21 protein-coding genes are annotated in these 23,614 nt (G+C 56.5%); 12 read left to right on the plus strand and 9 right to left on the minus strand.

Annotation, left to right across the window (positions count from 1 at the left end; all coding sequences use genetic code 11):
• Positions 1-3 precede the first annotated feature (3 nt).
• The 3 genes from EIO64_RS08090 (at position 4) to EIO64_RS08100 (ending at position 3,297) form a co-directional block, all read left to right on the plus strand.
• The gene (locus EIO64_RS08090) at positions 4-1,044 is read left to right on the plus strand and encodes a TRAP transporter substrate-binding protein (RefSeq protein ID WP_136891151.1); all 1,041 of its coding nucleotides are present in this window, start codon (positions 4-6) and stop codon (positions 1,042-1,044) included.
• Between the two features lie 374 nt (positions 1,045-1,418).
• Entirely contained in the window at positions 1,419-2,105 is a 687-nt protein-coding gene (locus EIO64_RS08095) for a FadR/GntR family transcriptional regulator (RefSeq protein ID WP_207754072.1), read from the plus strand.
• A gap of 76 nt (positions 2,106-2,181) precedes the next feature.
• On the plus strand, positions 2,182-3,297 hold the full coding sequence (locus tag EIO64_RS08100) for a mandelate racemase/muconate lactonizing enzyme family protein (RefSeq protein ID WP_136891152.1): 1,116 nt from the start codon (positions 2,182-2,184) through the stop codon (positions 3,295-3,297).
• A 379-nt stretch (positions 3,298-3,676) separates the two neighbouring features.
• Here the strand turns inward: EIO64_RS08100 and EIO64_RS08105 are convergent, their stop codons facing one another.
• From EIO64_RS08105 to EIO64_RS08120, 4 genes are all read right to left on the minus strand, one after another.
• The gene (locus tag EIO64_RS08105; protein ID WP_158629737.1) at positions 3,677-3,871 is read right to left on the minus strand and encodes a hypothetical protein; all 195 of its coding nucleotides are present in this window, start codon (positions 3,869-3,871) and stop codon (positions 3,677-3,679) included.
• A gap of 17 nt (positions 3,872-3,888) precedes the next feature.
• Positions 3,889-4,185 (minus strand): hypothetical protein, encoded by a 297-nt coding sequence (locus EIO64_RS08110; protein WP_136891153.1) that lies wholly within the window; start codon positions 4,183-4,185, stop codon positions 3,889-3,891.
• A 152-nt stretch (positions 4,186-4,337) separates the two neighbouring features.
• Positions 4,338-5,642, minus strand: a complete 1,305-nt coding sequence (locus tag EIO64_RS08115) for a DUF4417 domain-containing protein (protein WP_136891154.1) — start codon at positions 5,640-5,642, stop codon at positions 4,338-4,340.
• A 201-nt stretch (positions 5,643-5,843) separates the two neighbouring features.
• Positions 5,844-6,602: a hypothetical protein gene (locus EIO64_RS08120; protein WP_207754073.1), complete on the minus strand. Its 759-nt coding sequence runs from the start codon at positions 6,600-6,602 to the stop codon at positions 5,844-5,846.
• A gap of 516 nt (positions 6,603-7,118) precedes the next feature.
• Here EIO64_RS08120 and EIO64_RS08125 point away from each other — a divergent pair.
• From EIO64_RS08125 to EIO64_RS08155, 7 genes are all read left to right on the plus strand, one after another.
• Positions 7,119-7,373, plus strand: a complete 255-nt coding sequence (locus tag EIO64_RS08125; RefSeq protein ID WP_136891155.1) for a hypothetical protein — start codon at positions 7,119-7,121, stop codon at positions 7,371-7,373.
• Between the two features lie 365 nt (positions 7,374-7,738).
• Positions 7,739-9,232, plus strand: coding sequence for a sugar ABC transporter ATP-binding protein (locus EIO64_RS08130; RefSeq protein WP_021750360.1), 1,494 nt, complete (start codon positions 7,739-7,741; stop codon positions 9,230-9,232).
• Between the two features lie 14 nt (positions 9,233-9,246).
• Positions 9,247-10,194, plus strand: a complete 948-nt coding sequence (locus EIO64_RS08135; protein ID WP_021750359.1) for an ABC transporter permease — start codon at positions 9,247-9,249, stop codon at positions 10,192-10,194.
• A gap of 80 nt (positions 10,195-10,274) precedes the next feature.
• Positions 10,275-11,252, plus strand: a complete 978-nt coding sequence (locus tag EIO64_RS08140) for a sugar ABC transporter substrate-binding protein (protein ID WP_158629738.1) — start codon at positions 10,275-10,277, stop codon at positions 11,250-11,252.
• Positions 11,253-11,392: 140 nt separating this feature from the next.
• A complete protein-coding gene (locus EIO64_RS08145; protein ID WP_021750357.1) occupies positions 11,393-12,976 on the plus strand; it encodes a response regulator transcription factor in 1,584 nt (527 codons plus the stop codon).
• 8 nt (positions 12,977-12,984) lie between these two features.
• A complete protein-coding gene (locus EIO64_RS08150; RefSeq protein ID WP_021750356.1) occupies positions 12,985-13,803 on the plus strand; it encodes a sensor histidine kinase in 819 nt (272 codons plus the stop codon).
• Positions 13,804-13,807: 4 nt separating this feature from the next.
• A complete protein-coding gene (locus tag EIO64_RS08155) occupies positions 13,808-15,235 on the plus strand; it encodes a sugar ABC transporter ATP-binding protein (RefSeq protein WP_025544383.1) in 1,428 nt (475 codons plus the stop codon).
• Positions 15,236-15,428: 193 nt separating this feature from the next.
• Here the strand turns inward: EIO64_RS08155 and EIO64_RS08160 are convergent, their stop codons facing one another.
• The 3 genes from EIO64_RS08160 to EIO64_RS08170 form a co-directional block, all read right to left on the minus strand.
• On the minus strand, positions 15,429-15,707 hold the full coding sequence (locus tag EIO64_RS08160; RefSeq protein ID WP_021750353.1) for a hypothetical protein: 279 nt from the start codon (positions 15,705-15,707) through the stop codon (positions 15,429-15,431).
• 18 nt (positions 15,708-15,725) lie between these two features.
• Positions 15,726-15,995, minus strand: coding sequence for a hypothetical protein (locus EIO64_RS08165; protein WP_136891156.1), 270 nt, complete (start codon positions 15,993-15,995; stop codon positions 15,726-15,728).
• A gap of 744 nt (positions 15,996-16,739) precedes the next feature.
• The gene (locus tag EIO64_RS08170; RefSeq protein WP_158629739.1) at positions 16,740-17,009 is read right to left on the minus strand and encodes a response regulator; all 270 of its coding nucleotides are present in this window, start codon (positions 17,007-17,009) and stop codon (positions 16,740-16,742) included.
• A gap of 27 nt (positions 17,010-17,036) precedes the next feature.
• Here EIO64_RS08170 and EIO64_RS18780 point away from each other — a divergent pair, with 27 nt between their 5' ends.
• The gene (locus EIO64_RS18780; RefSeq protein WP_256264649.1) at positions 17,037-17,165 is read left to right on the plus strand and encodes a hypothetical protein; all 129 of its coding nucleotides are present in this window, start codon (positions 17,037-17,039) and stop codon (positions 17,163-17,165) included.
• Positions 17,166-17,230: 65 nt separating this feature from the next.
• On the opposite strand, the gene EIO64_RS08175 is transcribed toward EIO64_RS18780, so the two are convergent.
• Entirely contained in the window at positions 17,231-21,094 is a 3,864-nt protein-coding gene (locus EIO64_RS08175) for an S-layer homology domain-containing protein (RefSeq protein WP_136891157.1), read from the minus strand.
• A 282-nt stretch (positions 21,095-21,376) separates the two neighbouring features.
• A complete protein-coding gene (locus EIO64_RS08180) occupies positions 21,377-22,648 on the minus strand; it encodes a site-specific integrase (protein ID WP_119311695.1) in 1,272 nt (423 codons plus the stop codon).
• A gap of 254 nt (positions 22,649-22,902) precedes the next feature.
• Between EIO64_RS08180 and EIO64_RS08185 the strand changes: the two genes are divergently transcribed.
• Positions 22,903-23,265 (plus strand): helix-turn-helix domain-containing protein, encoded by a 363-nt coding sequence (locus EIO64_RS08185; RefSeq protein WP_021750345.1) that lies wholly within the window; start codon positions 22,903-22,905, stop codon positions 23,263-23,265.
• The last annotated feature ends 349 nt before the right edge of the window (positions 23,266-23,614 follow it).

The raw sequence follows: 23,614 nt of genomic DNA on the forward strand, positions 1-23,614 counted from the left end.
CCCATGAAAAAGTTATTGGCTCTGCTTTTATCCCTGGCAATGGCATTGTCTCTGGCCGCCTGCGGCGGCGGAGAGACTGCACAGCAGGAGCCTGGCGGGGATGCCGCCGGGGAAACTTACAGCTTCTCTGTAGGCACCAACACTGCGGAGGATTCCGTCAACCATTTGCTGGCAGCCAAGTTTAAGGAGTTGATCGAAGATCGCTCTGATGGTGCTGTCACCGTGACACTGTATGAAAACGGCGCCCTGGGCGGCGACGCGGAGCTGACGGAGTCCTGCATTGCCGGTTCCGTGGACTTCATCGTGGGCATGACCGGCTCTCTGGTGAACTATATCCCTGAGGCCGCCCTGTTCGACCTGCCCAACGTGTTCCCCGACCTGGAAACCGCCCGGGAAGTGCTGGACGGCCCCATTCTGGCGGAGCTGCAGGCCGCCTATGAAGCCGGCGGACTGAAGCTGTTCGGCTATGCCGATTCCGGTTTCCGCGTCATGACCAGCAGCAAGGCGGTCCGCCAGATGTCTGATTTCTCCGGCATCAAGATCCGTACCATGGAGAATCCCAACCACATCGCCTACTGGCAGGCTCTGGGCGCCAACCCCACTCCCGCTGACTTCAGCGAGTTGTATATGTCCCTGGAGCAAGGTACTCTGGACGCTCAGGAGAACCCCTATGACCTGATCGTGGCCAACAAGCTGTATGAGCCCCAGGCCTATGTCATTGAGACCAATCATCTGCTGCACACTCTGAACATGGTGGGCAGCAAGGCCACCTATGACGCCCTGCCCGCTGATATCCAGCAGTTGGTCAGTGAGTGCGCTGCTGAGGCCCATCAGTATGCCCGTCAAATGGCCGACGAGCGCATCGAAGGACAGAAGTCCACCATTCAGGATGCCGGCCTGGAGATCATCACTCTGGAGCCCGCCATGATTCAGGAGATGGCTGATGTCTCCGCCAACGTCTACGATCTGGTCCGCGAACAAATCGGCACCGATCTGGTGGACAGCCTGCTGGCACAGGTGGAAACTGCTTCCGTTGCGGAATAAGCAATATAGAGAGGGCAGGGGGTGTGAAAAGCCCCCCTGCCTCTTTCAAAATCATTTTGGCCCCGAATGTTTGGCTACTGTCCCACCTGACCGATGAGCCGGAGCCGGTGATGAGACTGGCGGTGCGGATCGCACTGTTTCCGGATTGGTCTTCTCTGGACAGCAGAAAGAGAATATGAGGCAGAGTGTTCAGAGAGCTGTGAATCGATTTCCTTGGTCCTGTGCAGAAGACTCTGGATTTTGGGCGAAACCCAGCCTTGACAATGCTTGTATTTGTTAGGATAATTTTGTAAAGGATTGTATGCATTTTCCATACATACCAAACTTTGACAAAAGGTACGGTGGACTTTATGGCTCTCAAACAGATTACGCGAGTGAATATTGCAGAGAAGGTTTTTGAACAGCTGCGGGACCAGATCCTCCAGGGGACCTGGAAGGAAGGCGAAAAGCTGCCCTCTGAACAGGAGTTGACTGAAACGTTAGGCGTCAGTCGGAGCTCTGTCCGCCAGGCCATCCGTACACTGGCTGATTATGGGATGGTAGAGACCCGAAATGGCACCGGAACCTATGTCAAGCGGCAGATTTCCGGCAATTACATGCTCAATATCGTGCCTATCGGCGATTTGCAGTTTGAAGATATTGTGGAAGTGCTGGATTTTCTATGCCTCATTGAGGACAGTGTGGCAGCCATGGCTGTCCAGCGCTGCACCCAGGAGGAGCTGGCGGAACTGCAAGCGATCCATAAGCGCCTGATTGCCGCCAAGGATCAAAACGATCTGGAGGCGCTGACCAATGTGGACGTGGAATTTCACTCGAAAATCGCGATGATCACGCAGAATTCCCTGGTGGTTCAGACTTACGCGCTTTTACTGGAGTTTCTCCAGCCGGTCATGCATCGCACCTATGTGACCCTGGGCGCGGAGGAAGGTATTCCATACCATGAGCGACTGATACAGGCCTTTTGTGCGCATGACGCGGTATCTGCCAAAAATGTGATGGGGGCCCACGCACAAAACCGGAGGGATAAATTTTTGGCACTCCAAGAAAGGATTGAACCATGAAGATTACAAGCGTCGACATTTTCCTCCTGCGCCATGTCGGTGAGGAGTTTTCCCCCTTCCCTTTTCGTCCGGCGGTGTGCCGTGTCAATACGGACGAGGGATCTGCGGGTATGGTGAAGCCGGCATTTCCGTAGGAACCGGTGAAAACGGCGTGGCCTATATGCTCAAGGACCTCTCTCAGCTGGTCTTGGGGAAGGACCCCATGAACAACGAGGTCATCTGGGAGGACATCCATAATGTGCTCCGGGGACACCTCAGCGGAGGCGGTGTGACGGTCTACTCCGCCATGAGTGCCTTGGACACCGCCATGATGGATATCAAGGGCAAAAAGCTGGGGGTCCCCATCTATGTTCTGCTGGGCGGCAAGCATCGTGACAAACTCAAGTGTTATCTCTCCCAGTGCCATTTGGGTTATCTGGATGATTACCGCCTACAGGCCACTATACAGCAGCTGGCCGATACCTGCGCCAAGATCCAGAAGGACGGGTATCCTGCCGTCAAATTCAATGCCGTGGCTTTTGACGAGCAGGCAAAGCCCCTGCCCCGGGAGATGACCACCGGTCCCTTGGAGAAAACGATTTTGGATCTTGCAGAATCCCGCCTGGCAGCAGTGCGGGAGCGGTGCGGTGACCAGCTGGGCATCATCCTGGAAAATCTCTGCGGGACCGATGTGACCGCGGCCGTGCAGCTGGAGCGGATCGCCCGCAAGTACGGCGTGCTGATGATCGAAGAGGCCACCTCTAACTTCAATCCCGCCCTTTACGGAGAGATCGCCCGGAGAGTCGAGACACCGTTGGCCACTGGTGAGCGTTTCCACACCCGCTGGGGCTTTGAACAGCTGCTCAAACAGGGAGCTATTTCTGTGATTCAGCCGGATATCACCAACTGCGGAGGCCTATCCGAGGCCAAGAAGATCTGCGACCTGGCACACATTTATGATGTCCGCGTCCAGTGCCATGTAGCCGGAACTCCTATCGCGGAGGCCGCTGCCATTCAGCTGGAAGCCGCCATCCCCAATTTTTACATCCACGAAACCTACCATATGGCAGCGCATCCTGACTGTGTGTCCTACGGAAAGTACGCTTACGTACCGGAAAACGGTTATTTGACTGTGCCGGATCTGCCTGGCCTAGGGCAGGAGCTTTCTGACAAGGCCATGGCGGAATCGCTGGGACATATCGAGGTCCGATAAGGTAACCAATTTTTTGAGATACAGACCGTGCCGAGCATGGCAGCTTCAAATCCGCTGCGATGGGAACTTGCCCCAAGCATCGGCCCCTAACAGGAAAAACGCAGATAGAGGCAGTGGAGTAGATCGGATGATAATTACCCTCGTTAACAGCTAAAAACAACAAATAGAGCGAAAAGGACAGGACAACCCGTTCTTTCCGCACCTAGTTTATCTTCGCATCTATATGGACTTCCATCGTAGGCCCGGTTGTCCTTTCCAATTTCTCGTCCGATTTTCGGGTTCCCCCTCAGAATCAAACATCTAAAAAATTCATCCCATGCAACTTCTTCAGCAAAAAGCGACCAATATAGCCATACAGTTCAACTGAAAAGCGTACGATTCACACGCAGAAGCTCGCTGGTTCGAGTCCAGTAGTCTTTGCCAAAAAGAACCTGATTTCACGAGAAATCAGGTTCTTTTCTTTGCTTTTTGCGTATTTGCAGTGCCCCGATTTTTTTGGTGTTTTTGATTGACTACAGAAATACCACAGACAGGAAAACTCCCGCATCCGCGGGAGTTTCTTTTTCGCTTTCATGGCGGCAATCAGAACTCTCAGCTTCTCCTCGCACTCTTCCGGGGTATGGCCGCAGACATTCCGGGAGCTCTGCTTGCCGTCCGGCCCTCCGGGTGAATACCGCCCTTCCCAGAGGTGGTCGCCGATCTGATTGCCGCTGCCGGGCTTTCGCCGCTTTGCCATGGTATCAGCCCCTTTCCGAAGATCTCGGTCATGAAGGTGTCCATCACCTGGGCCGCCTGCCGCTGTATATCGTCGGTGACGTTGGCGTAGGTGTCCAAGGGGAAGCTGGCCTTGGTGTGGTCCAGGATGCCGGAGCGGGTCTTGGCATCCACGCCGATGGCCAGAGCAATCGGCTCCGCTTTCCAATTAACAATAAAAAATCGGAGTACCCCGAAGGATACTCCAATCGTCCGCGTGTCATGAAACGGCCTGTGAAATCCGGTAATACCGGTGGTTTATAAGCAGCAGACAAGACACTTTTATCTTAGATAGTCCGGTCAAGCACAGTAACCTGCGTGATCACATCGCGCAGGCGGTCAGATCCTACCATATAGTTCAGGACATCGTCAGCTGTTGCGAAGTATTGTGTAGTATCAGGCTGCCCCCACAGGTAGGCAATGATTCGTCCCCTGGAATGGCTGATCCCGTATTCTTTCCCATCCCAAATAAAGTCGATTTCACCGCCTTTGTCCACACACCATTTAAAATCACTGATTGAAACAAATTGATTCTGTTCGGGTGTATTAGCGGGAATCAAAGGAGTCATGGAAACAATCTCCTTTCTTTGTATGAATCGCTTCAATGGCATATCCATAGGATTAAAGCTTGGACCTGTTGGTGTCCATATAATTTCATGGGCGTGGGGATTTACATGCTCCCCCGGGTTACCATGGTCTGAATGATGAATCTCATAATCGGCTTTACCATCTGGGCCAATATGGGTCTCATAAAGCTCTCCGTGTTTATTATATGTCTGATTGATATCGCCCGGATTCCCTAAGAACTTCCAATCGTTTGGTTTTTTAGGGTTTGGTTTCCAGTCTGCGCCATAAGCACTGCCGCCGCCTTTGCCAATCAGGTACGGCTCTATTGTATCACGATCACCACTCGATGTGCTGCCGATTTTAAAGGCGTCCAAATCTTCACCACGGAAACTACGCTCGTAATCCACGTAGATGATATTGCCCTGCATTTCAGGAAACGGTGTATTGTAACAGATGATTTTTTCCGGCTCAATGCGCCGCAGCATCTCGTCATATCCTGCTATGAACCATTCTTTCTGGTCACAGCAGTTGTCATGCTCTGTGGCCATATAAGTTGAGACAGCAACAACGCTTCCTTTTTCAATCCCCTCAAAGCAGAAATCAAACGTAGATTCGTCTCCCCAGTTGACGGCAGGAATCACCCGGATTCCTTTGGATGCCCAATATGCACCGCACCAGCGATTACGAAATACATTGTAAATCTGCATGACAGGCGCCATCTCCAGGTACATACTGAAATCCGGCGATAGCACCGCACGGTAGCGGGACAGTTTTTCGACGTCATTATCTGGGTGCTTCCAAACCCGCTCAAAACGATAGTCATATAGGAAGAAGTGAACCATCCGGTCAAGATGATTCTGATCCTCCAAATGGGTCTTGTCGAAGCCTATCAACAAAAGGTCGTCAAAGTCTCCGGGCTTTTCTTGGAACATGGGAATGATGGGGATTTTCAACTTTCCGTTGCCGGGAAACTGATTGCGAAGCAGCGCCTGACTGGTTCGGTAATTGTAATTTTCTTCGGTCATAAATAGGCCTCCTGTGTGAAGTAAGGAATAAGTCCTCCTACATACAGGCTCCCGATTGGAAAAAGTTATACAGTTTCGCGCCGCAACATGAGCAATTTTAAATCAGCAATAAAAAGACGGAGTATCACGAAAGAATCTGTAATTATTCAAAGCAGAAACAATTTTCAGAATTCGCATCTGAGTTTTATGCAGTGCAGAACCTTACCACCCCTTCATGGTCATGCCGCCCCGGGACCGGGTTTGTTCTTCTTCGTGGTTGTCTGGCTGATGGCCCAGAGCGATCCGCAGCTTCTGGAGCTCTTGCATCTGCTTGCAGTCGATGTGCAGCCTCGGCTGTGCAGTCACGGCAGCCGCATTGTGCTGGAAGATATAGCTCACGTGAAAGTGCATAGCCGCTGCGATGTCATTGTGGTGAGCACGGAGCAAAGCCCGCCATGCCTGTGCGTTGTTATAGCCGAGACGCTCCGCGCGAGGCTGCATTGCGATGTACTTCAGATAGCCGTCCGTTTGCTGCACCTGTTTCCAGTATTCCTCCAGTATCAGGGTGATGAGTGACGACGCATGAGCTTTTGTTGGCTTCTGCACATAGTCCTCATACTCCAGCAGCTCTTTCACATCCATGAAGTCTTTCGTCGGCTTTGTGATAAGCTGGTCCTGCTTGCGGGTAGGCCGACGGTCATTCGGAATGATCTCCGTCACAATATACCTCTTGTAGCTGATCTGCTTTTTGAGCACCTGCAGCTGACCGTCGATGGCTGACTGGATCGCTGGTGAGAGCAGCACGCTACTATCGTCTGATGTCAAGTAGGCCGTGTAGAAGTTCGCCGCCTTTTCCACGGACTTGCTCATGCTGCAGCAGCTGGCATCGCTCTGCCAGCGCTCGATTTTCTCCCGGGTCTTCGGCTGCAGACGAAGCTGGAGCCGTTCCTTCTCTGTTACGGAATTTCCCCTCCTTTCCAATAAGATGTCATGAAAAACGTCTGTTTTCTAAGGGATTTGTGCCTCTCTGATGACAGATTTATGACAAATTATATTTGATTTTCATTGCCTTTCGGCAGTGTGAGGCGGGGAACAATCTGATTTTCCCGCGCAAAACATGCGGCAAACCAGTCCCGTTTCATGTGTTCAGCCTAGCCCGGGGATAATCATGAACCCATTTAGGAGCATTTTAAAAGCTGTCTGGATATCCGGGTCCCCGGCTCCAAACAGTCGGGCAGCTTTTGGACGGAAGGCCGAAACGGTATCCCGCAAAAGATCTATCCCTGGTGCTTTTACAATCCTCTCACTGTACACATGGTTTTTTGTGCTGAGGAGCACCTTTCTTTGATCGATGCGGCATAGTTTCAGCCTGACATGTGCCGTTCCGCTTTCAGGCGGACACAGAACAGAAACGTCACAGGCAGAAGTCACGAGGCAGGCGGAATACCGAGCCAGTACCTTCCCGACACAACAGCACACAACAGAGCGGGAACGGGTATGAGCGCAGGCCCCTTTTTCACGCACGGGGCCGCCGGCCTGCGTCCGTCAGTCTCCAGCAATCCTGCGCTTTCTGGATTTCATAGCGTGCAGGAGAAAAGTGAAGCCAGATGGATGTATGAGAGACTATTGGCCTTTTATATAAGGTTACCCGAAAATAAAAACAAAAAATTTTTATTGGAGCTTTGCCGTACCGGTATCAAGGATGCAATGCCTCATATACCAGATTCCGTTGTCAGCGTGTCAGCCTTTTAAAAAAGCACGCACATTGTCTACACCCCCATGCCGCAGGACTTTGAGATATGTACCTTTTCTCAGCGCCTGATATAAAATAGCCACACTAAAATAGCCACACCCTTAGGTGTGGCTATTTTTATATGTCACAGGGACTTCCAGACGTTCAGTGAAAATGTCTGACCGTGCATAAGTGCCGCCTGCTCTGCAGATGCAGAAGGTTTTTGTAAACATATAACAAAAAAGCACTTACACATTTACACAAAATGACGTTTTTGAAAAAAAGCCAAAAATCCTCCCCTGTCATGTGAAAAACAGGCGTTCCAAAAATGCCGGGTGTTCGATAAAATAATCACAAAGAGGTATATGTGAGGGGGGAGAACTGCATGGAGTATATCTTGGAAATGAAGGATATCAGCAAAACCTTCCCAGGCGTCAAGGCGCTGGACCATGTCCAGCTGCAGGTACGGCCGGGAGAGGTCCATGCGTTGATGGGAGAAAACGGAGCCGGTAAATCGACCCTGATGAAAATCCTGATGGGGATTTACACCAGGGATGCCGGTGGTGAGATCCTGTTTGATGGCAAGCCCTATATGGTTTCCAACCCCAAGGAAGCCATGGACATGGGCGTGGCCATGATCCACCAGGAGCTCAATCCCATCTTGGATATGACCGTATACGAAAACATCTTCGTAGGACGGGAACTGCGCAAGAACGGTCTGGTGGACAAAAAGGCCGAGATTGAACAGGCTCAGAAGCTGATTGAGGAGTGCGGACTGCACGTCTCGCCCAAGGAGACGCTGCGGAACCTGACAGTTGCCCAGTGCCAGCTCATCGAGATCATCAAGGCGATCTCCGTCAACGCCAAGGTTATCATCATGGATGAGCCCACTGCCGCCATCACCGACCGGGAAGTGGAGCTGCTGTTTGGACATATCCGCCGCCTGAAGGAGAAGGGCGTTGCCATCATCTACATCTCCCATCGTATGGCGGAGATCTTTTCCATCTGCGACCGGGTCAGCGTCTACCGGGATGGACAGTACATCGGGACAGGCACCACAACGGAGCTGGACGAAGGCCAGCTCATTAAAATGATGGTGGGACGGGAGATCACGGATGTGTATCCAAAGCTGGAGGCGGACATCGGCGAGGTCGTCTTTGAGGCAAAAAACATCGTCCGGGCCGACAACAAGGTCAAGGGCGTGAGCCTGTCCGTCCGCCGCGGTGAAATTCTGGGAATCGGCGGGCTGGTGGGCGCTGGGCGCAGCGAGCTGGTGGAAGGCATCTTTGGCATGCACGCCCTTTCACAGGGAGAGATTTTTGTCCACGGCAAGCGGGTGAAGATCTCCTCTCCGGAGGACATCATCAAACAGGGTGTTGCGCTTATCACCGAGGACCGAAAGGTCACGGGACTGAATCTCAGCGGCACGGTCAACGACAACATTGCCATGGTGGCCATCAAAAAGCTCCTGACCCACGGACTCTACAACAAGGGAAAAGCCCGCCGCGCGTCTGAGGAGTATATCGAAAAGCTCAACATCAAGACTCCTTCCGCAGACCAGATCGTTGGAAACCTCTCCGGCGGCAATCAGCAGAAAATCGTCATTGCAAAGTGGCTTTTGAACGATCCGGACATCATCATTCTGGACGAGCCCACCCGCGGCATCGACGTGGGTGCCAAGCGGGATATCTACCTGCTGCTGGGCAATCTGGTGCGCCAGGGCAAGGCGGTCATCATGATCTCTTCGGAGATCCCGGAACTGATGGGTATTTGTGATCGGATTATGGTCATGTGCGAGGGCAACTATTCCGGAGAGGTCAGCCGGGAGGAATTCTCCCAGGAGCGGATCATGACGCTGGCCTCTGCCATCAAGGTGTAAAGGGAGGAAGAACTATGAAAGAAAAGAGTCGTGCAAAATCGCTGATCAGCGAATACTTCATCTTCGTGATTTTTATTGCGCTGGTGGTGGTGCTGACCTGCCTGAAGCCCAGCTTCATCCAGCCTGCCAACCTGGTCAATATTCTGAAGCAGGCCTCTATCAACGGCATTCTGGCATTCGGCATGATGTTCGTCATCATCGCGGGCGGCTTTGATATGTCAGTGGGCTCAACGGTCGCGTTCACCGGCATCCTGGCCGCCATGCTGGGCCAGGGACAGTATCCGATCTTCGTGCCGCTGATCGTAGCCATGCTGGGCGGCCTGGCCGTGGGCGTTGTCAACGGCGTGGGCGTTGCCGTGGGCAACCTGCCTCCGTTCATCATGACACTGGGAACCATGACGGCGGTCCGTGGTCTTGCCCTCCTGATCTCCGACGGCAAACCCATCATCGGAATCAGCGAATCGTACAAGGCTGTGGCGGCGTCTTCGATCTTCGGCATTCCCATGCTGGCGGTCTTTCTGGTGATTACCATTCTGCTCTGCTCCTTCGTGCTGTCGAAGACAGTCTACGGCCGCCGGGTATATGCCTGCGGCGGAAATCTGCTGGCAGCGCAGGTCTCCGGCATCAACACCACCAAGATCCGCATCTCCACCTTTGCCATCGCGGGGCTTCTGGCAGGCCTGAGCGGCTTTTTAATGACCTCCCGTGTTACCATTGCCCAGCCCACAGCGGCTGAGAGCTATGAGATGGATGCCATCACGGCCTGCGTGGTGGGCGGCGTCTCTATGACCGGCGGCGTGGGCAAGCCTTGGGGCGTGGTGATTGGCTGTCTGTTGATCACGGTCATTGCCAACGGTCTGGACATCATGGGCGTGTCTTCCCACTGGCAGAAGATCGTCAAGGGCGCCATCATCGTACTGGCTGTGCTGATCGACGTGAAGGGCAAGAGCAAGAAACGCTGAACGGTATTGAGAGAGGGGCGTTCCCCGTCCTGCTCTTGATATATATCGAAATGAACCAAACATTTCAAGGAGGAAAGAACATGAAAAAGAAGAAGTTTCTGGCTCTGCTGCTGACCGGCGCCATGGCGCTGGCCGCCCTCACCGGCTGCAGCAGCGGCACCGAGACCACCGAGGAGAGCACTGGTGGGGATGCGTCCGCCGAGAGCGGAGACGGCGCCTATAAGATTGCCCTCATCCAGCAGCACCAGACCAACGCGTTCCAGATCGGCGTCACCGAGGGCGCACAGGCGAAGGCCGATGAGCTGGGTGTGGAGTTGAACATTCTGAGCGCCGATCAGGACGCTGCCAAGCAGATCAGCCAGATCGAGCAGTGCGTGTCCGAGGGCTATGACGCCATCCTGTTCGAGCCCGTGGATCCCGATGGCCTGCGCGACGCCGCTAAGGCCGCTGCCGACGCCGGCGTCATCATGATAAACATCGTATCCGCCTGCACCGACTGGGAGTCCGCCGGCATCTCTGCCGTGTCCTGCGGCGACAACGTCAAGGCCGGCGAGAATGAGATGCAGCATGTAGCGGATCTGCTGGGCGGCAAGGGCAACATCGCCATCCTGACCGGCCCCTCCTCCACCACCGACACGACCGCACGCCTGGAGGGCTATCGCAATATTCTGGCCAACTATCCGGACATGACGGAAGTGATTGCTCCCGCGGACTGCGCATGGGACACCGCCAAGGCCCAGTCCACCGTGGAGAGCTGGCTGTCTGCCTATGATCTGGACGCCATCGTCTGCCAGAACGACGGCATGGCCGTGGGCGCGGGCAACGCCGCCGGTGCCAACAGCGGCATCGTCATCACCGGCCTGGACGGCACCCCCGACGGCTATGAGGCCATCAAGGACGGCCGCATCACCGGCACCGTGGCGCAGGACGGCGGTCTGATGGCTTCCAGCGGCGTGGAAGCTGCTGTCACCCTGCTGGACGGCGGCACGCTGGAGAACAATCTCATCATCGCGGACAGCGTGTGGATTGACTCCTCCAACGTGGCGGATTACGAGTAAGCTGCCAAAAGCGACAAATTGATCCGCTGATTCTCCAAAAATTCTTGGCAAATACCGAGAAATAGCGTATAATGACAGGGAAAGGGAAAACGGGTTCGTTTTCCCTTTCCTTATCAGAATCTGCGTGGGAGGTGCTGCGGATGCTGCGGGTCGTTTTGGCCGATGACGAAAACAAGGTGATCCTGCTGATGCAGAAGCTGATCGACTGGGAGGCGCTTGGCTACGAGATCGCAGGCACCGCCAACGATGGACTGCGGGCATTGGAGCTGGTGCGGGAAAAGCAGCCGCATCTGCTGATCACGGACGTCCGGATGCCCGGCTGCGACGGCATCGAACTGATCCAGAGGGCCAAGGCCCTCCAGCCCAAGCTGCATTTCATCGTCATCAGCGGATACCGGAAATTTGAATATGCCCAGAACGCGCTGAAATACGGCGTGGAGGACTATCTGCTCAAGCCCCTCAAGCAGGAGGAGCTCACCGGCATTTTGCTGCGCCTCAAGGAGAAGATGGGGCAGGAAGCCGCGCTGGAATTCCAGCTGAAAAGGAGCGGAGAACACCAGCAGGAGCTGCTGCTGGACGCCCTGCTGGGAACGGCGGAGCGTGGCACCTCCTTTTTGAGCGCCGGGCAGGCCAACGGGGAGTATGGATTTCACTTTGGGAGCGGCACTTACGCCGCCGCAGTGATCCGGGTGGATGTGCCCGATGCGGAATCCTATCAGGACGGCTACCGGATCCTGCTGCGCCATGCGCTGGAAATCGTGCGGCGGGAGAGCGGCCTGCTGACGGAGGAGTTCGCGGCCTCGCTGGGCCATGCCGGGATCGCAGTGTTGCTGTACCTGCGGGCCTATCATGCGGTGGAAGTGACGCAGTGCTTCACCAAAATCCGCAAGGAGATCGAAAATCAGCGGGACTTGTTCTGGAATGTCCAGGCCACCGTCTGCCTGGGCAGCCGGAGGGACTCTCTGGAGCAGGTGGGGGAATCCATGCGGGAGGCGCTCTGGCTGTGCAGGGATCGGCTGTGCCGGCCGCAGTCCTGGCGGGATGCCGCGCTGGAGATGCCGGATCTGGCCCGGCGGTATCAGATGGACGCGTCCCGGAAAAAGAGCTTTCAGGTGGCGGCCGAGTGCCTGGATGAGGTGCGCTTTGTGCAGGAGCTGGAGGAGAGCTGCCGGACGGTGGAGGCGCTGCCGGACCTGAACGGGCAGATGGTGGAGGACTGGTTCCGCCAGGTTCTGGAGGCATGCCTCTACGGAATGCGCCAAAGCGGTGAAACGGAAGCGCCCCTGGAGGAGGAGATGGATAAGCGGTTCTGGCACTGCACGGACATGGCGGCAGTATACCGGCTGCTGCGGCAGGGCATCCAGGCAGAGATCCAGCGGCTGAAGGAGGCGAAAGCCCTGCGGGAGATGCGGCCGATCACAGAGGCAAAGCACTATATCCAGCAGCACTATCAGGAGGCCCTGCGGCTGGAGGATGTCAGCACCGCCGTGGGCTTCAACGCCACCTATTTTTCCACACTGTTCAAAAAAGAGACCGGGCAGAACTTCATGGACTATCTGACGGAGCTGCGCATCAGCAAAGCTAAGGAGCTGCTGTGCGGTGAGGAGCTGTCTGTGCAGGATGTGGCAGAGCAGGTGGGGTACCGGGATCTCAAATACTTTTCCAGATTGTTCAAAAAGCTTACCGGTGTGAGCCCGTCAGATTATAAGAAACTTTATAAGTAGGTGATACCATGTGGCCGTGGACGGACTGGAAACTGCGGCGGGCGCTGCGGCGCTACCGGCGGGAGCGGGACCTGGAGGCCGTTTTGCAGATGGACTGGCACCGGGATTTGGATCTGAGCGCATTTTTCACAGATGTGGAAGAGCGGCTTCACGGAGAGGAGATCACCAGACTGCGGCAGAAACAGGCGGAATATCTGGCGCTGCAAAACCAGATCAACCCCCACTTCCTCTATAACGCCCTGGAGGCCATCCGCACAGACGCCCTGCTGGCGAACTGTCCGGATATTGCCGAGACCACGGAGGCTCTGGCGACCTTTTTCCGATACACCATCTCCAATGTCCAGGAGTATGTGACCTTTTCAGATGAGCTGGACAATGCGGAAAACTACTTTACCATCCAGCGCTGCCGATTCGGTGACAAAATCTCTCTGGAACTGGAGCTGGAGAACGAGCGGCTTTTGGAAGTGCGGATGCCGAAGCTCATCCTGCAGCCTCTGGTGGAGAACGCAGTATCACATGGGCTGGAGGGCAAACTGGGCCACGGCACGGTCCGCATCATTGTGGAAAACAGCGACCGGACATTTTTCCTGCGGGTGCGGGACGACGGCGTAGGGATGCCGGACGAACAGGTGGAGCGGCTCAACGCGCAGTTCGGCGGAGTTGGGGGCGCGGATATGACCCAGCCGTGCGGAGGAATCGCCCTGCGGAATGTCAACAGCCGCATCCGGCTCATGTTCGGAGAGGACTACGGCCTGCATTTGTTCAGCGCCGCGGGCGTTGGCACGGAGTGCTGCGTGACGTTGCCGCTGCGTTTCCGGGAGGCGTAGAACCGTGAGAGAGGAATTGATCCGGGTGGAGAACGGCTGCTTCCGCAGGGAGGACGAATTCTACCGTTTTGAAATCTCCATTTCCCGGGGGGAGTGCATCGGGGTCTATGTGGACGACCATTTTACCTCCGGCACCGCATATCTGGACCTGTTCAAGGGCGGCACACACCTGGAGCGGGGACGGGCCTTTTCCTGCGGCCGTCGGGTGGGCCCGCTGGAACTGGAACGCTGGATCCTGCAAAACGCCAGGATCGTGAACTGGCACCGGTTCCATTCGCAGGAGCTGACGGTGCGGGACTTCCTGCTGGCGCTGGACCGTCCGGCCGGCTGGCCGCAGAGATGGGGCGCGGTCCGGCGCCTGCACAGTCCGGAGAGCCAGGAGATCCGGCAGCGGATGGAACTGCGTGTGCCGCTGGAGAGCCGGCTTGCCGACCTCTCCCTGCTGGATTATTACCGCCTCTGTGTATTTCGGGTGTGGTTCTGGCGGGGAGAGTTGCTGGTCCTGGACCGGATCACAGAAATCCTGCGGCGGCGGGATGTGGAAAAACTGATGGAGTGCGTACAGCTGCTGCTGCGCCAAGGGACGGCGGTATTCCTGCTGGATCTGGACGAGACATTCATGTACCGCTACTGTGACCGGATCGACGTCATCCGGGACCGCAGGACCTGCTATCGGCTTTACCCGGAGGAGTACGGGGAGCAGCTCTATGCAGTTCTGGGCTGGAAGCCCCGGGACCGCGGAGCGGAGCATACAGAGTGCCGCTGGGAAGACAAGCAGGTGCTGCGGCTGGAGGGTCTCACTTTTCCGGGAATGGCGCCGCTGACCTGCCAGATTCACAGCGGAGAGATCGCCTACTTCCGGGACGAGAACTACACGGCTGCTGCCAGACTCCGGGAGTGCTTTCTGGGCGGCAGGAACTGGCTGAGTGGGATGCTGTGGCTGAACGGGCAGGCACAGACACATGAAGAGATGACAAAGCAGATCGGCACGGAGATCGGGATTCAGACCGAACGGCCGGACCGTCCCGGCGGTGTATTGTTTGACAACCTCACCGCGCTGGACAACCTGACGACCTGCCTGCTTCCCAAGGCCGGATACCGTCTGGTTCGCCGGCGGGTCGCGGAGAATATTTTGGAGGAGGCCTCCAGATGGTTTCCCCGAGAGGATCTGCTGCGGCCTCTGCGCACTTGGTCCTTACCGGCGCGCCTCCGGTTCTCCTATTTCAAATGGTATCTGCTGAATCCGCAGCTGCTGGTCTGCTTTTTTCCCTTTTCCGGGCAGGAGACGGCGCATCATGAACTGATTATCGACCTGCTGGTTGCCTGCGCAGAACGCGGGATGGCGGTTTGGGTCATCTCCTCCAACATTGACGCGATCTGCGAAAAGACGGAAAACCAGGAATTTCTCCAGCGCCTGCGAACCATCAACTGACTTCCATGGAAAACCGGCGGCAGACTTGTGGCACAAAGACCTCCTTTTTCCTCCATCCAGCATTTTTTGCTGCAGGACGAAAGGCATCCGCAGAATTTTGCATGGCGCGGCAGTTGCCCGCCGGTGTCGGCACATGCCCGTTGGCGGTGCCCCGGCCCGCCATGCAGCGCTATTCATGGGTTTTATCCCCATTTCAGATACCCGCCGAAAAGCGTTTAGCTGCCTTGCGGCAAGCCGGACGCTTTTCTTTTTCCCCAAGCGGGTGAGAAATCGTTCCCAGAACCACCTTCCCAAAGACCAGCAGGGCGGATTGCAGCTGCCGTAATACTGCTCCCAGCACACTGCGTACACCTGCCACCCGGAAGCTGCAGGCGCCGCTCTCATAGATGGGCGCCCGCACCATCTCCCAGGGCGGAGTGACAGAGGAAAAGGTCTGGTTCTCCCTGGTGGTGGTCAGTGTGTCCGGTCCCATGGGAGCAGATCCACATTTTTATCCCTCCGCCAGTGAGATCCGGATACAATACCGCCACATGGGATGTGGGGGCCTGAAGCCCGCGTACTTTGGCGCAGTGCCCTCGTTCTTCTGGCGCCGGTTGTTGGACCAGTTCACCGCCACAGCGCCGCCCTGACGGAGCGTGATGGTCCGACCGCTCTGTGGGATCACCAGGAAGGGAGCCTGTCCCACAGCAAAGTTAAACCGGAGGGCGGTGCTCTCTGCGTCGGGAAGGCGCGCCACGGTAAGGCCATTCGCGTTTTCCACATTCTGGCCACCGTTGAGAGCCACCAGGGCAATGCCGGCACGGCCGGGAGGAGCAGCCCTGGCATACATCCCACGTCCGCGTTCTGTGCCGGTTCAGTGTGATGGTGATTGATGGATATGGAGAGCTTTGCTTTTCGCTCCGGTCTGCTCCACCTCCACATCGGCCCGCGCTCCCTGTAGTCGATGCCGGAAGGCCCCTCGTCCGTCAGGGCGTTCACCATCAGCGGCTGGATGCCGCCGGTGAAGGAGATGTCACCATTGTCCCAGGGGTCGGCCGGATTATAAAAGCTGTCCCGCTGTTTCTCTGCGATGTCCCGCTCTGTAAAGTAGGCAGCCTGGACATGGGCCAAGTATTTTTCGATGTCCAGGACCAGTTTCAGCTCCTCCGGAGTGTAGTTCCCCCATCCACGGTGATCTTCTTATCTGTAATGAGATTGCCCCGGCTGTCCACCAGTCCATGGAACTCCAGCATGCGGTTGCGCATCAATCAGCCTCCACCGCGGCGTAGGCCGGGGGCAGCAGCGCCAGCGGGAGGAGATGGGGAACGGCTGGCCTGGCTGGCCCCTCAAGTTTACACGGGCCATTCCGCCATCAATTCCATTCCGCAGAGCACGGCCGCTGCCGCGCAGCGTCAATGTCCGGGGTACTTGCCGCTGGCGCAGATCCGCCTCCGGGGCCTCGGCCAGCTCCTCCCGCTGCACTGGTTTAAAGAGATATTGAATGGGGTGGCCTGATAGCCCGCCTTCAAATATGCGTTGCTGCGGTGGTGATAAAAAAGACTCCCGCCCTCTCGTCCCAGGACCGCAGCTCCCAGGCAAACTCCATGCCGCTCTTGCCAGCCATACAGATGTCCAGACAGAACAGGTTGAACCACGCCCCCTTCCGCATCGTGGCTTCCAGATTCTCCGTGCTGGAAAAGGGCCTCCCCTCGTGCTCCACGTTCCGTCCCCGCAGGATATCCTCCTGTATGGCGCAGATTCCTCCCTGCATGGGTGCCGAAAGAGTCCGCAGCATACAGCAGGTCGATGCAGAGGAGAAATTGTGCCCGTCAAATGGGTCAAAAACAGCGTCAAATTTACCGCCACGCCAGACTACCCCAACGCCATTTACATCTGCAACACCAGCGGGCAGACCTACAGTCTGGTGACGATTCTGGAAGTGGACGAATAAAAGGGAAGCCCCCCGGAAATCCGGGGGGCTCCGCTTTGCTTGAGAAACTTTTGAAGCTATACTGCTTAGTCAGCCTGGCTGAGATTTACAGTATACTCCACAGAAGCGCCACTGCCAGCGTTCTCAACCGTGACAGTAATCACGATGGGAGTAGGCGTCAGATCGCTCACATTACCCAGCTTCGGAGTCAGCTGAGCAGCTGCCGCAGCTGCATTAGTACCCTTATCAATCCGCTCGGCAGATCCATCCGGGAAAGTAATCAGGATGGAGTTATCCTCCAGCAGATCTTCTGCCAGAACAAACAAGCCAGTGCCGCTTACATCGGTCCAATCAGATACGGTATTGTTGAGAACAATGTTCAGAGTGTCGCCGCTCCGAGTGATGGTCGCACCAGTGGGAGTACCAGGATTATAGGCATCCACAATGTCCGCGATATCTTCCTCAGTCATGTAGTTGGAAACACTCCTCACCATGATGGCCTCGGTCGCCTCGATCTCATAGGTGTCGTTGGCAGCCGCGCGGACCAGCTCACCGTTCACGGTGTAGTCGCCAGCGGTGGTGAAGGTCAGCTCCACAACCTCACCGTCGGCAATGTAGTCGCCGTCGGAAACGGTCTTGCCGTTGACCTCGGCGGACACATCGGAGGTGATCGTGCCGTCAATATCCAGCTCGTAGGCGGTGACAAACTCACGGTCCTTGTTGGTGTTGCTCACAGTCACCTTGCCGGTGCTGGGAACGGTCAGCAGACCTCTGTTGCTGCCTCCAATGAAGCCATCGGGATTCTCATTGATGTCGAAGTAGTTGCCAGCGGGAATGTTGGTCAGATTGGCGGCATCACCCTTGTCGGGATAGCTGACAACCTCGCCGTCAATGCTGATGGCCACGACCTCGATCTGAGTGAAGTTCACGCGGTACATGTCGCCGTTCTCCAGGGTGACATAGCCCATGAACTTGTTCAGGCGATCCACGGGAGCGCCCAGCAGGTCCTCGATGGCGGCCTTGATCTCGCTGTCGCTCATGGACTTCTCATAGTAGCGCAGCTCGATCCCCTTCGTAGTCGGATTCCAGGAAGCGGGCAGGAACTCACCCTCGGGAACCGTGGGATTGCTCACATCAGAGCCAGCCTTGGCTTTGTCGTTGATCACGATGCTGGTGGCCACGCCGTTATCCAGGATCGCGCTCACCTCGACCACGCCGGTGCCGAAGGTGCCCTGGGCATTCATGTCGCGCAGAGCCTTCTCCAGGCCGTTGTAGCCGGTGTAGGAGTCATCCACATCATCAAACTCGTTGCCCTTCTTGTCGGCCAGGGACAGAACCACCTTCACCTCGGGAGACACGGAGAAGCCCTTGGTGGCGTTCCGGTCGGTGTACAGGGTGCCGTTCTTGAAGGTCAGCTTCTCAACAGTGTTGGTGTCGGACAGCAGGACGGTGTCGAAGTCCTCCACGGCGTCCTCCACGTCCTCGACCTCGTCGACGAACTTGTCAGCAGCCTTGGAGAAGTCGATGGCCTCGACCTTACGGACATTGCCGTCAGCGTCATACTTGACCTCGAACCACTCGCCCTGAGCCATCTCACCCTGGTTCTTGGAGGCGTTGCCGATCCACTCCAGGGAGTCGCCGACCTCGGAGATCTCCACGAGCTCGCCGTTGACGACCACCTCGCGGGTCCAGGTCCACTCGGTCTCATCGTCGTAAGCCTCGCGGTTCACGTTGCTGCTGGTGACATAGACGTAGTTGGAGGAGGTGCCCTCGTTCTCGCCGATGGTGACAGCGGCGATCACATAGCCGTCATCATTGTAAAGGGTGTAGATCTCGGCGGCAGGAGCGATGTAGTTGCCATCCTTCTTGAGGTCCTCCATCACCAGGTTGACGTTCTTCACGCCGGTGGTGACGGACTCCACGTCGTCCACGATCTGGCGCTGATCGCCGCCAGTGGTATCCTCGACCTCAACGTTCTTCAGTTCCACGTTCAGGTAGACGGAGTCGTCGTTGCCGTAGACGTAGCTGCTGTTGTTGGCGGCCTTCAGGGACACGTGCTTCTTATCGATGGTAGCGCCATTGCTGCCCACATCCTGGGCATACTGGGCCACATCGGTGTCATCGTCGATGACGTTCTTGGAGGTGGACACGGCCACTTCCTTCAGGGTGTACACGTTGTCGTTGTTGACCGTGTAGGTGCACCAGGTGTTCAGCTGAGACAGGTTCTTGCCAGTGGTGTCGATGTCGCTCTTGGTCATGTTCACGGTGACGGTATCCATGTTGCCGTCCATGAAGATGACGTTGGCGTCAGCGTTCCGCACAGACAGGTTGCTGTTCTTGCCGTCGATGCCGGTCAGGAACACGTACTGGTCGGGATCCTCGTTCTGCTCAATGCCGATCATGTAGCCGTAGGCGTCCAGGATCACATTGTAGGTGACGTCCTTCATATTGGCGTCGTCATACTGATCCAGCACTTCCTCATCATACATGACGGTGTCAGCGTAGTCATACTGGGTACCACCGGCGGTAACATACTTCTCCAGGCGGAAGTTGGAGATGCTGGTGTCGGACAGGACCTCGGGAGCGTCCATGGTCTGGATCACGCCCTGGGCGATGGTCACCAGGAACAGGTCGTTCTCAGCCACTTCCTCGATGGCGAAGTCCTCGCCGTCCACAGAGATGGTCTGCTTCTGGGGCTTATCCTCGTCAGCGGTCTTCATGTAGACGGGCTTGCGGCTGGTGCCGTTGTTGTCCACATAGTAGACATCCAGGTCCACGTCGTCGTTCTTCTCGTCGTAGTCCTCGGCGGCCTTGGCCAGATAGGTGTTGATGATGGCCACGGTGATCTCGTCGTCCTGGGTGTCCAGGAACACCTGGGTCAGCACGCCGTTGCCGGTCCGGCCGATGGTCTCGTCGTTCTTCTTCACCATGTCGGCCTTGCCGAAGGCGGCATCACCCAGATTCTCATCCTCGCCGTCCACATAGACGAACAGGGTGTTGTCATCAATGGCGGTCTTGCCCAGCAGGTTGTACAGGTCCTCGCCGGTGACCTTGGTGGTGTACTCGGCCACCATCTTGTCGAAGTCCACATAGGTGCCGATCTCGGCCTTCTTCCAGGTCCAGGTGTGGGCCGGACGGCCGAAGTCGTCGGCGGTGTCCTTCAGAGCCAGGTCGGGCTGATACTTCTCAGCGAACTCAACCGTCCAGCCGTTCTTCACGTTGTCGGTGGCGTCGTTGATAGAAGTGGCAGCGTCGTGGATGTTGCTGGTCACGTAGGTGGGCTTGGAAGCGCCGATAGCAACAGTGGCGCCGTTGACGGTGACGTCGGTGCCCTTGTTTTCATACTCCACCAGGGTGGCTTTCAGAGCGTTGACGGCATACAGGCAGGCCTCCTCACGGGTGGCGGCACGGGTGCCAACAAAGTTCTCATTGCCCTTAGTCAGACCGGCCTCGATGGCGCGGGAGGCCACATTGACGGTCCAGTTGGTGCCGGTGAAGCCCTCGATGGCGCTGTCATAACCCAGAGCGGTCAGCAGCATTTTCAGGAAGGCAAAGCCGGTCAGCTGCGCAGAGGGCCGGAAGGTGCCATCGGCGTAGCCGTCGATCAGGCCGGACTCCACGCAGTAGGCGATGTAGCCGGCAAAGGTGGAACCCACGGGCACGTCCTTAAAGGGCGCGGCCTGGGTGCCCAGGGCCTCAGCCGTGGTCTTGCCAAGCATCATGCAGGCGATGATCTTGGCGGCAGCGCCACGGGTCAGGGTTCCCTGGGGCTGGAAAGCACCGCCGGCATAGCCGTCGATGATTCCCATTTCGGACATCACGTTGACAGCTTCCGCATAGGCTTCGCCGCTGAGGTCTTCGCTGTCTGTGAAGTCCTTGGCACCGGCGCTGACAGTGACCAGAGACATGGTCATCACCAGAGCAAGCACCAGAGAAAGGAACTTCTTCATTGGGATTTCTCCTCCTTTTGAAATTTGCGGTGGTCCGCCGCGGCCTCCGGGCCCATTCGATGCCTCCGCCGGCGCTAGCCCTGCCGGCGCATTCGCCGAAGAGTCGCATCCGCCCCGGCGTCCCCGCTGAGGCAACTCTATCCAAACTTCTCTAAAAAGTCCACAGTTTCAGCCCGTTTTTAATCCAAACGAAAACTTATGGACGCAATACGTTTTGAATTTGTTATATTTTGTAACCTTGGCGCGGAGAATAAAAGAGGCGGCGAAGCCCTTCGCCGCCCCTCATTGAATCTGCTTCTGCCCAGGCTGCTTCGCCAGATAATACCGCTTTTCAAACTGCAGCAGCTGGCCGTCCCTCACCATCCGCCGCAGGATACCTGCCGTCTTGCGCTTTCCGACGTGCAGGAGCTCCGCTACATCCTGGCAGTAGGCAAACCCCGCCTCCTGCAGATAGGCTGAGATCACCTCCCACTGCTTTTCCTCCGGCACCACTGTTCCGGGGAGATAGTATTTCTTGCCCACCTGCTCCAGCTCCCGCCGGCCAACCAGCCGGCGAAGGCGGAGATATGCCGCAGTGTCCGACAGATTCAGCAGCGCCATCACATCCCGCCGGGTGATGCTGCCATGGGCCCGGGTCCACTCCAGCAGGGTCTGGTCGTCCTCCCGCTGTCCGCCTGCCGCCCGGATGTCCCGGAGCGTGATATTTTCCAGACCTCCCCGGATCAGCGCCGTCTGCACCACCTTGGACAGCCGGGCCAAATCCATAGGCCGCCGGGACTGGGGGGAGAGCAGCACATGGGGATCCTCCCCAGGGGAGCGGACCTTCTGCACTTTTTCCAGCAGCCGCCGCACGGCATTGGTCAGCAGCATGTCCCGCTCCGGCAGATGCAGCAGCCCCCGCTCTAAATCCACCTGGTCCCAGGTGAGATTCACCAGCTCCTTGCCCTGCACGCCCATTTGCCAGCTCATCCACAGAGCAATGCCCGCGGCGGAGCTGTCCTCCTTTTGAAGGACCTGCCACAGACGGAATTCATCGAATTGCTGCCCTGCCTGTGTTGAACGCTTTTTGTGCGGGGTGTCTCCGGCAAAGCAGGCTTGGAAGGTGGAGACCGACAGACCGCTGACCCGGACGGCATAGGGCCAGTCGTGCTGCTCCAGCTGGCGGAAAAAGTAGTCCCGCCGCAGATCTTTCAATTGGAGCTGAGGCAGGCCTCCCGCAGTCAGGGCATTTCTGGCAATGCGGGAGACGGACTCCGGCCGCAGAGGTTCCCGGAACTTATCGGAGATCACCACATAAGGAGACACCGCGCCGCCATTTTCGAAGCGGGCAGCGAGGCATCCGGCAGTCTCTTCCTCCAGCGGGACCGTCCGGTCCTCCAGAAACAGACTCCTCTCCTGGAAATCCACTTGGGCCCATTTCAGGGCGACGATCTCCTCCCGGCTGAGCCCCTGAAGCCAGGCCAGGCGGAGGATGAGCCCCGGCAGGTCCTCCGGATGCTGGTGCAGGAGCTGGCGCATATTCTGTTCATCCGGCTGGCGGAACTCGTTTCGCATAATGCCTCTCTTGGCGGGCGGCGGCAAAAGGTTATCCTTATGTAACAAATCAGAAGAATGATTTGGATTTCCGGATAACGCAAACGCTGCCCTCTCCCAGCCAATGGCTGGAAAAGGGCAGCTACCTTTTATCATCCTTCACCGCTTCCGCAAAAACTAAGTATATTACACTTAGAATTATAAGCATAACATTTCGTTTAAGTCAAGCATTATTATGCGTAAACTGATGATATTATATTGAGGAGTATATCATCATGCAGGGAAAGAAGCCGCTGAACATCGCAATCGGAAGACGGATCCAGCAGTCCCGGGAGCAAGCTGGGCTGACGCAGGAGGAACTGGCAGAGCGGATTGACCGTTCCACGCAGTTCATCTCCACAATCGAGCGGGGGTTGGCCGGCCCCTCTCTGGAAACTGTGATTCATCTTTGTGAAGTTCTTGGAACCTCCACAGAGTGGATCCTGCGGGGCAGGGCCCTCCTTCCGGACTCCAATCTGCTGGCAGCCTCCGTTATGGAAAAGCTCTCCGGGCTCTCCCCTGCCCAGCTGCTTCTGGTTGACCGAATGACCAGCGATCTAATCAAATTGCTGCAAATGAAGGAGAGCGGTGACGAATGAGCTCCTCTCCCTCCAATATGGAGGAATTGATAGACGCATCGCCTTCCCCGCAGCACCGCTGCATGAAGTTCACAGGCCGGCTGCAAAGTCTATGGCCGTTGGCCTGTCAAGATAAGACCGGGAGCCATTCTCCGGTGTTATGCCCCCCGGAGATCATCAGTCCGGAAGTATATCCCATCGGCCAGCCGCTCTTTACAAACGCTTCCTTACACAGAATGCTGAAACATAGAATTCCTTAGAACAAGAAACGCTCAGATGGGTGCATAGAAGCAGCTCCTCCAGCTTACAGCGTGATCCGTACAGCAAAAGCCAGCACCGGACAGGAAATATCTTGCCCGGTGCTGGCTTT

The sequence above is a fragment of the Dysosmobacter welbionis genome, from assembly GCF_005121165.3.
GTDB classification, from domain to species: Bacteria; Bacillota; Clostridia; order Oscillospirales; family Oscillospiraceae; genus Oscillibacter; species Oscillibacter welbionis.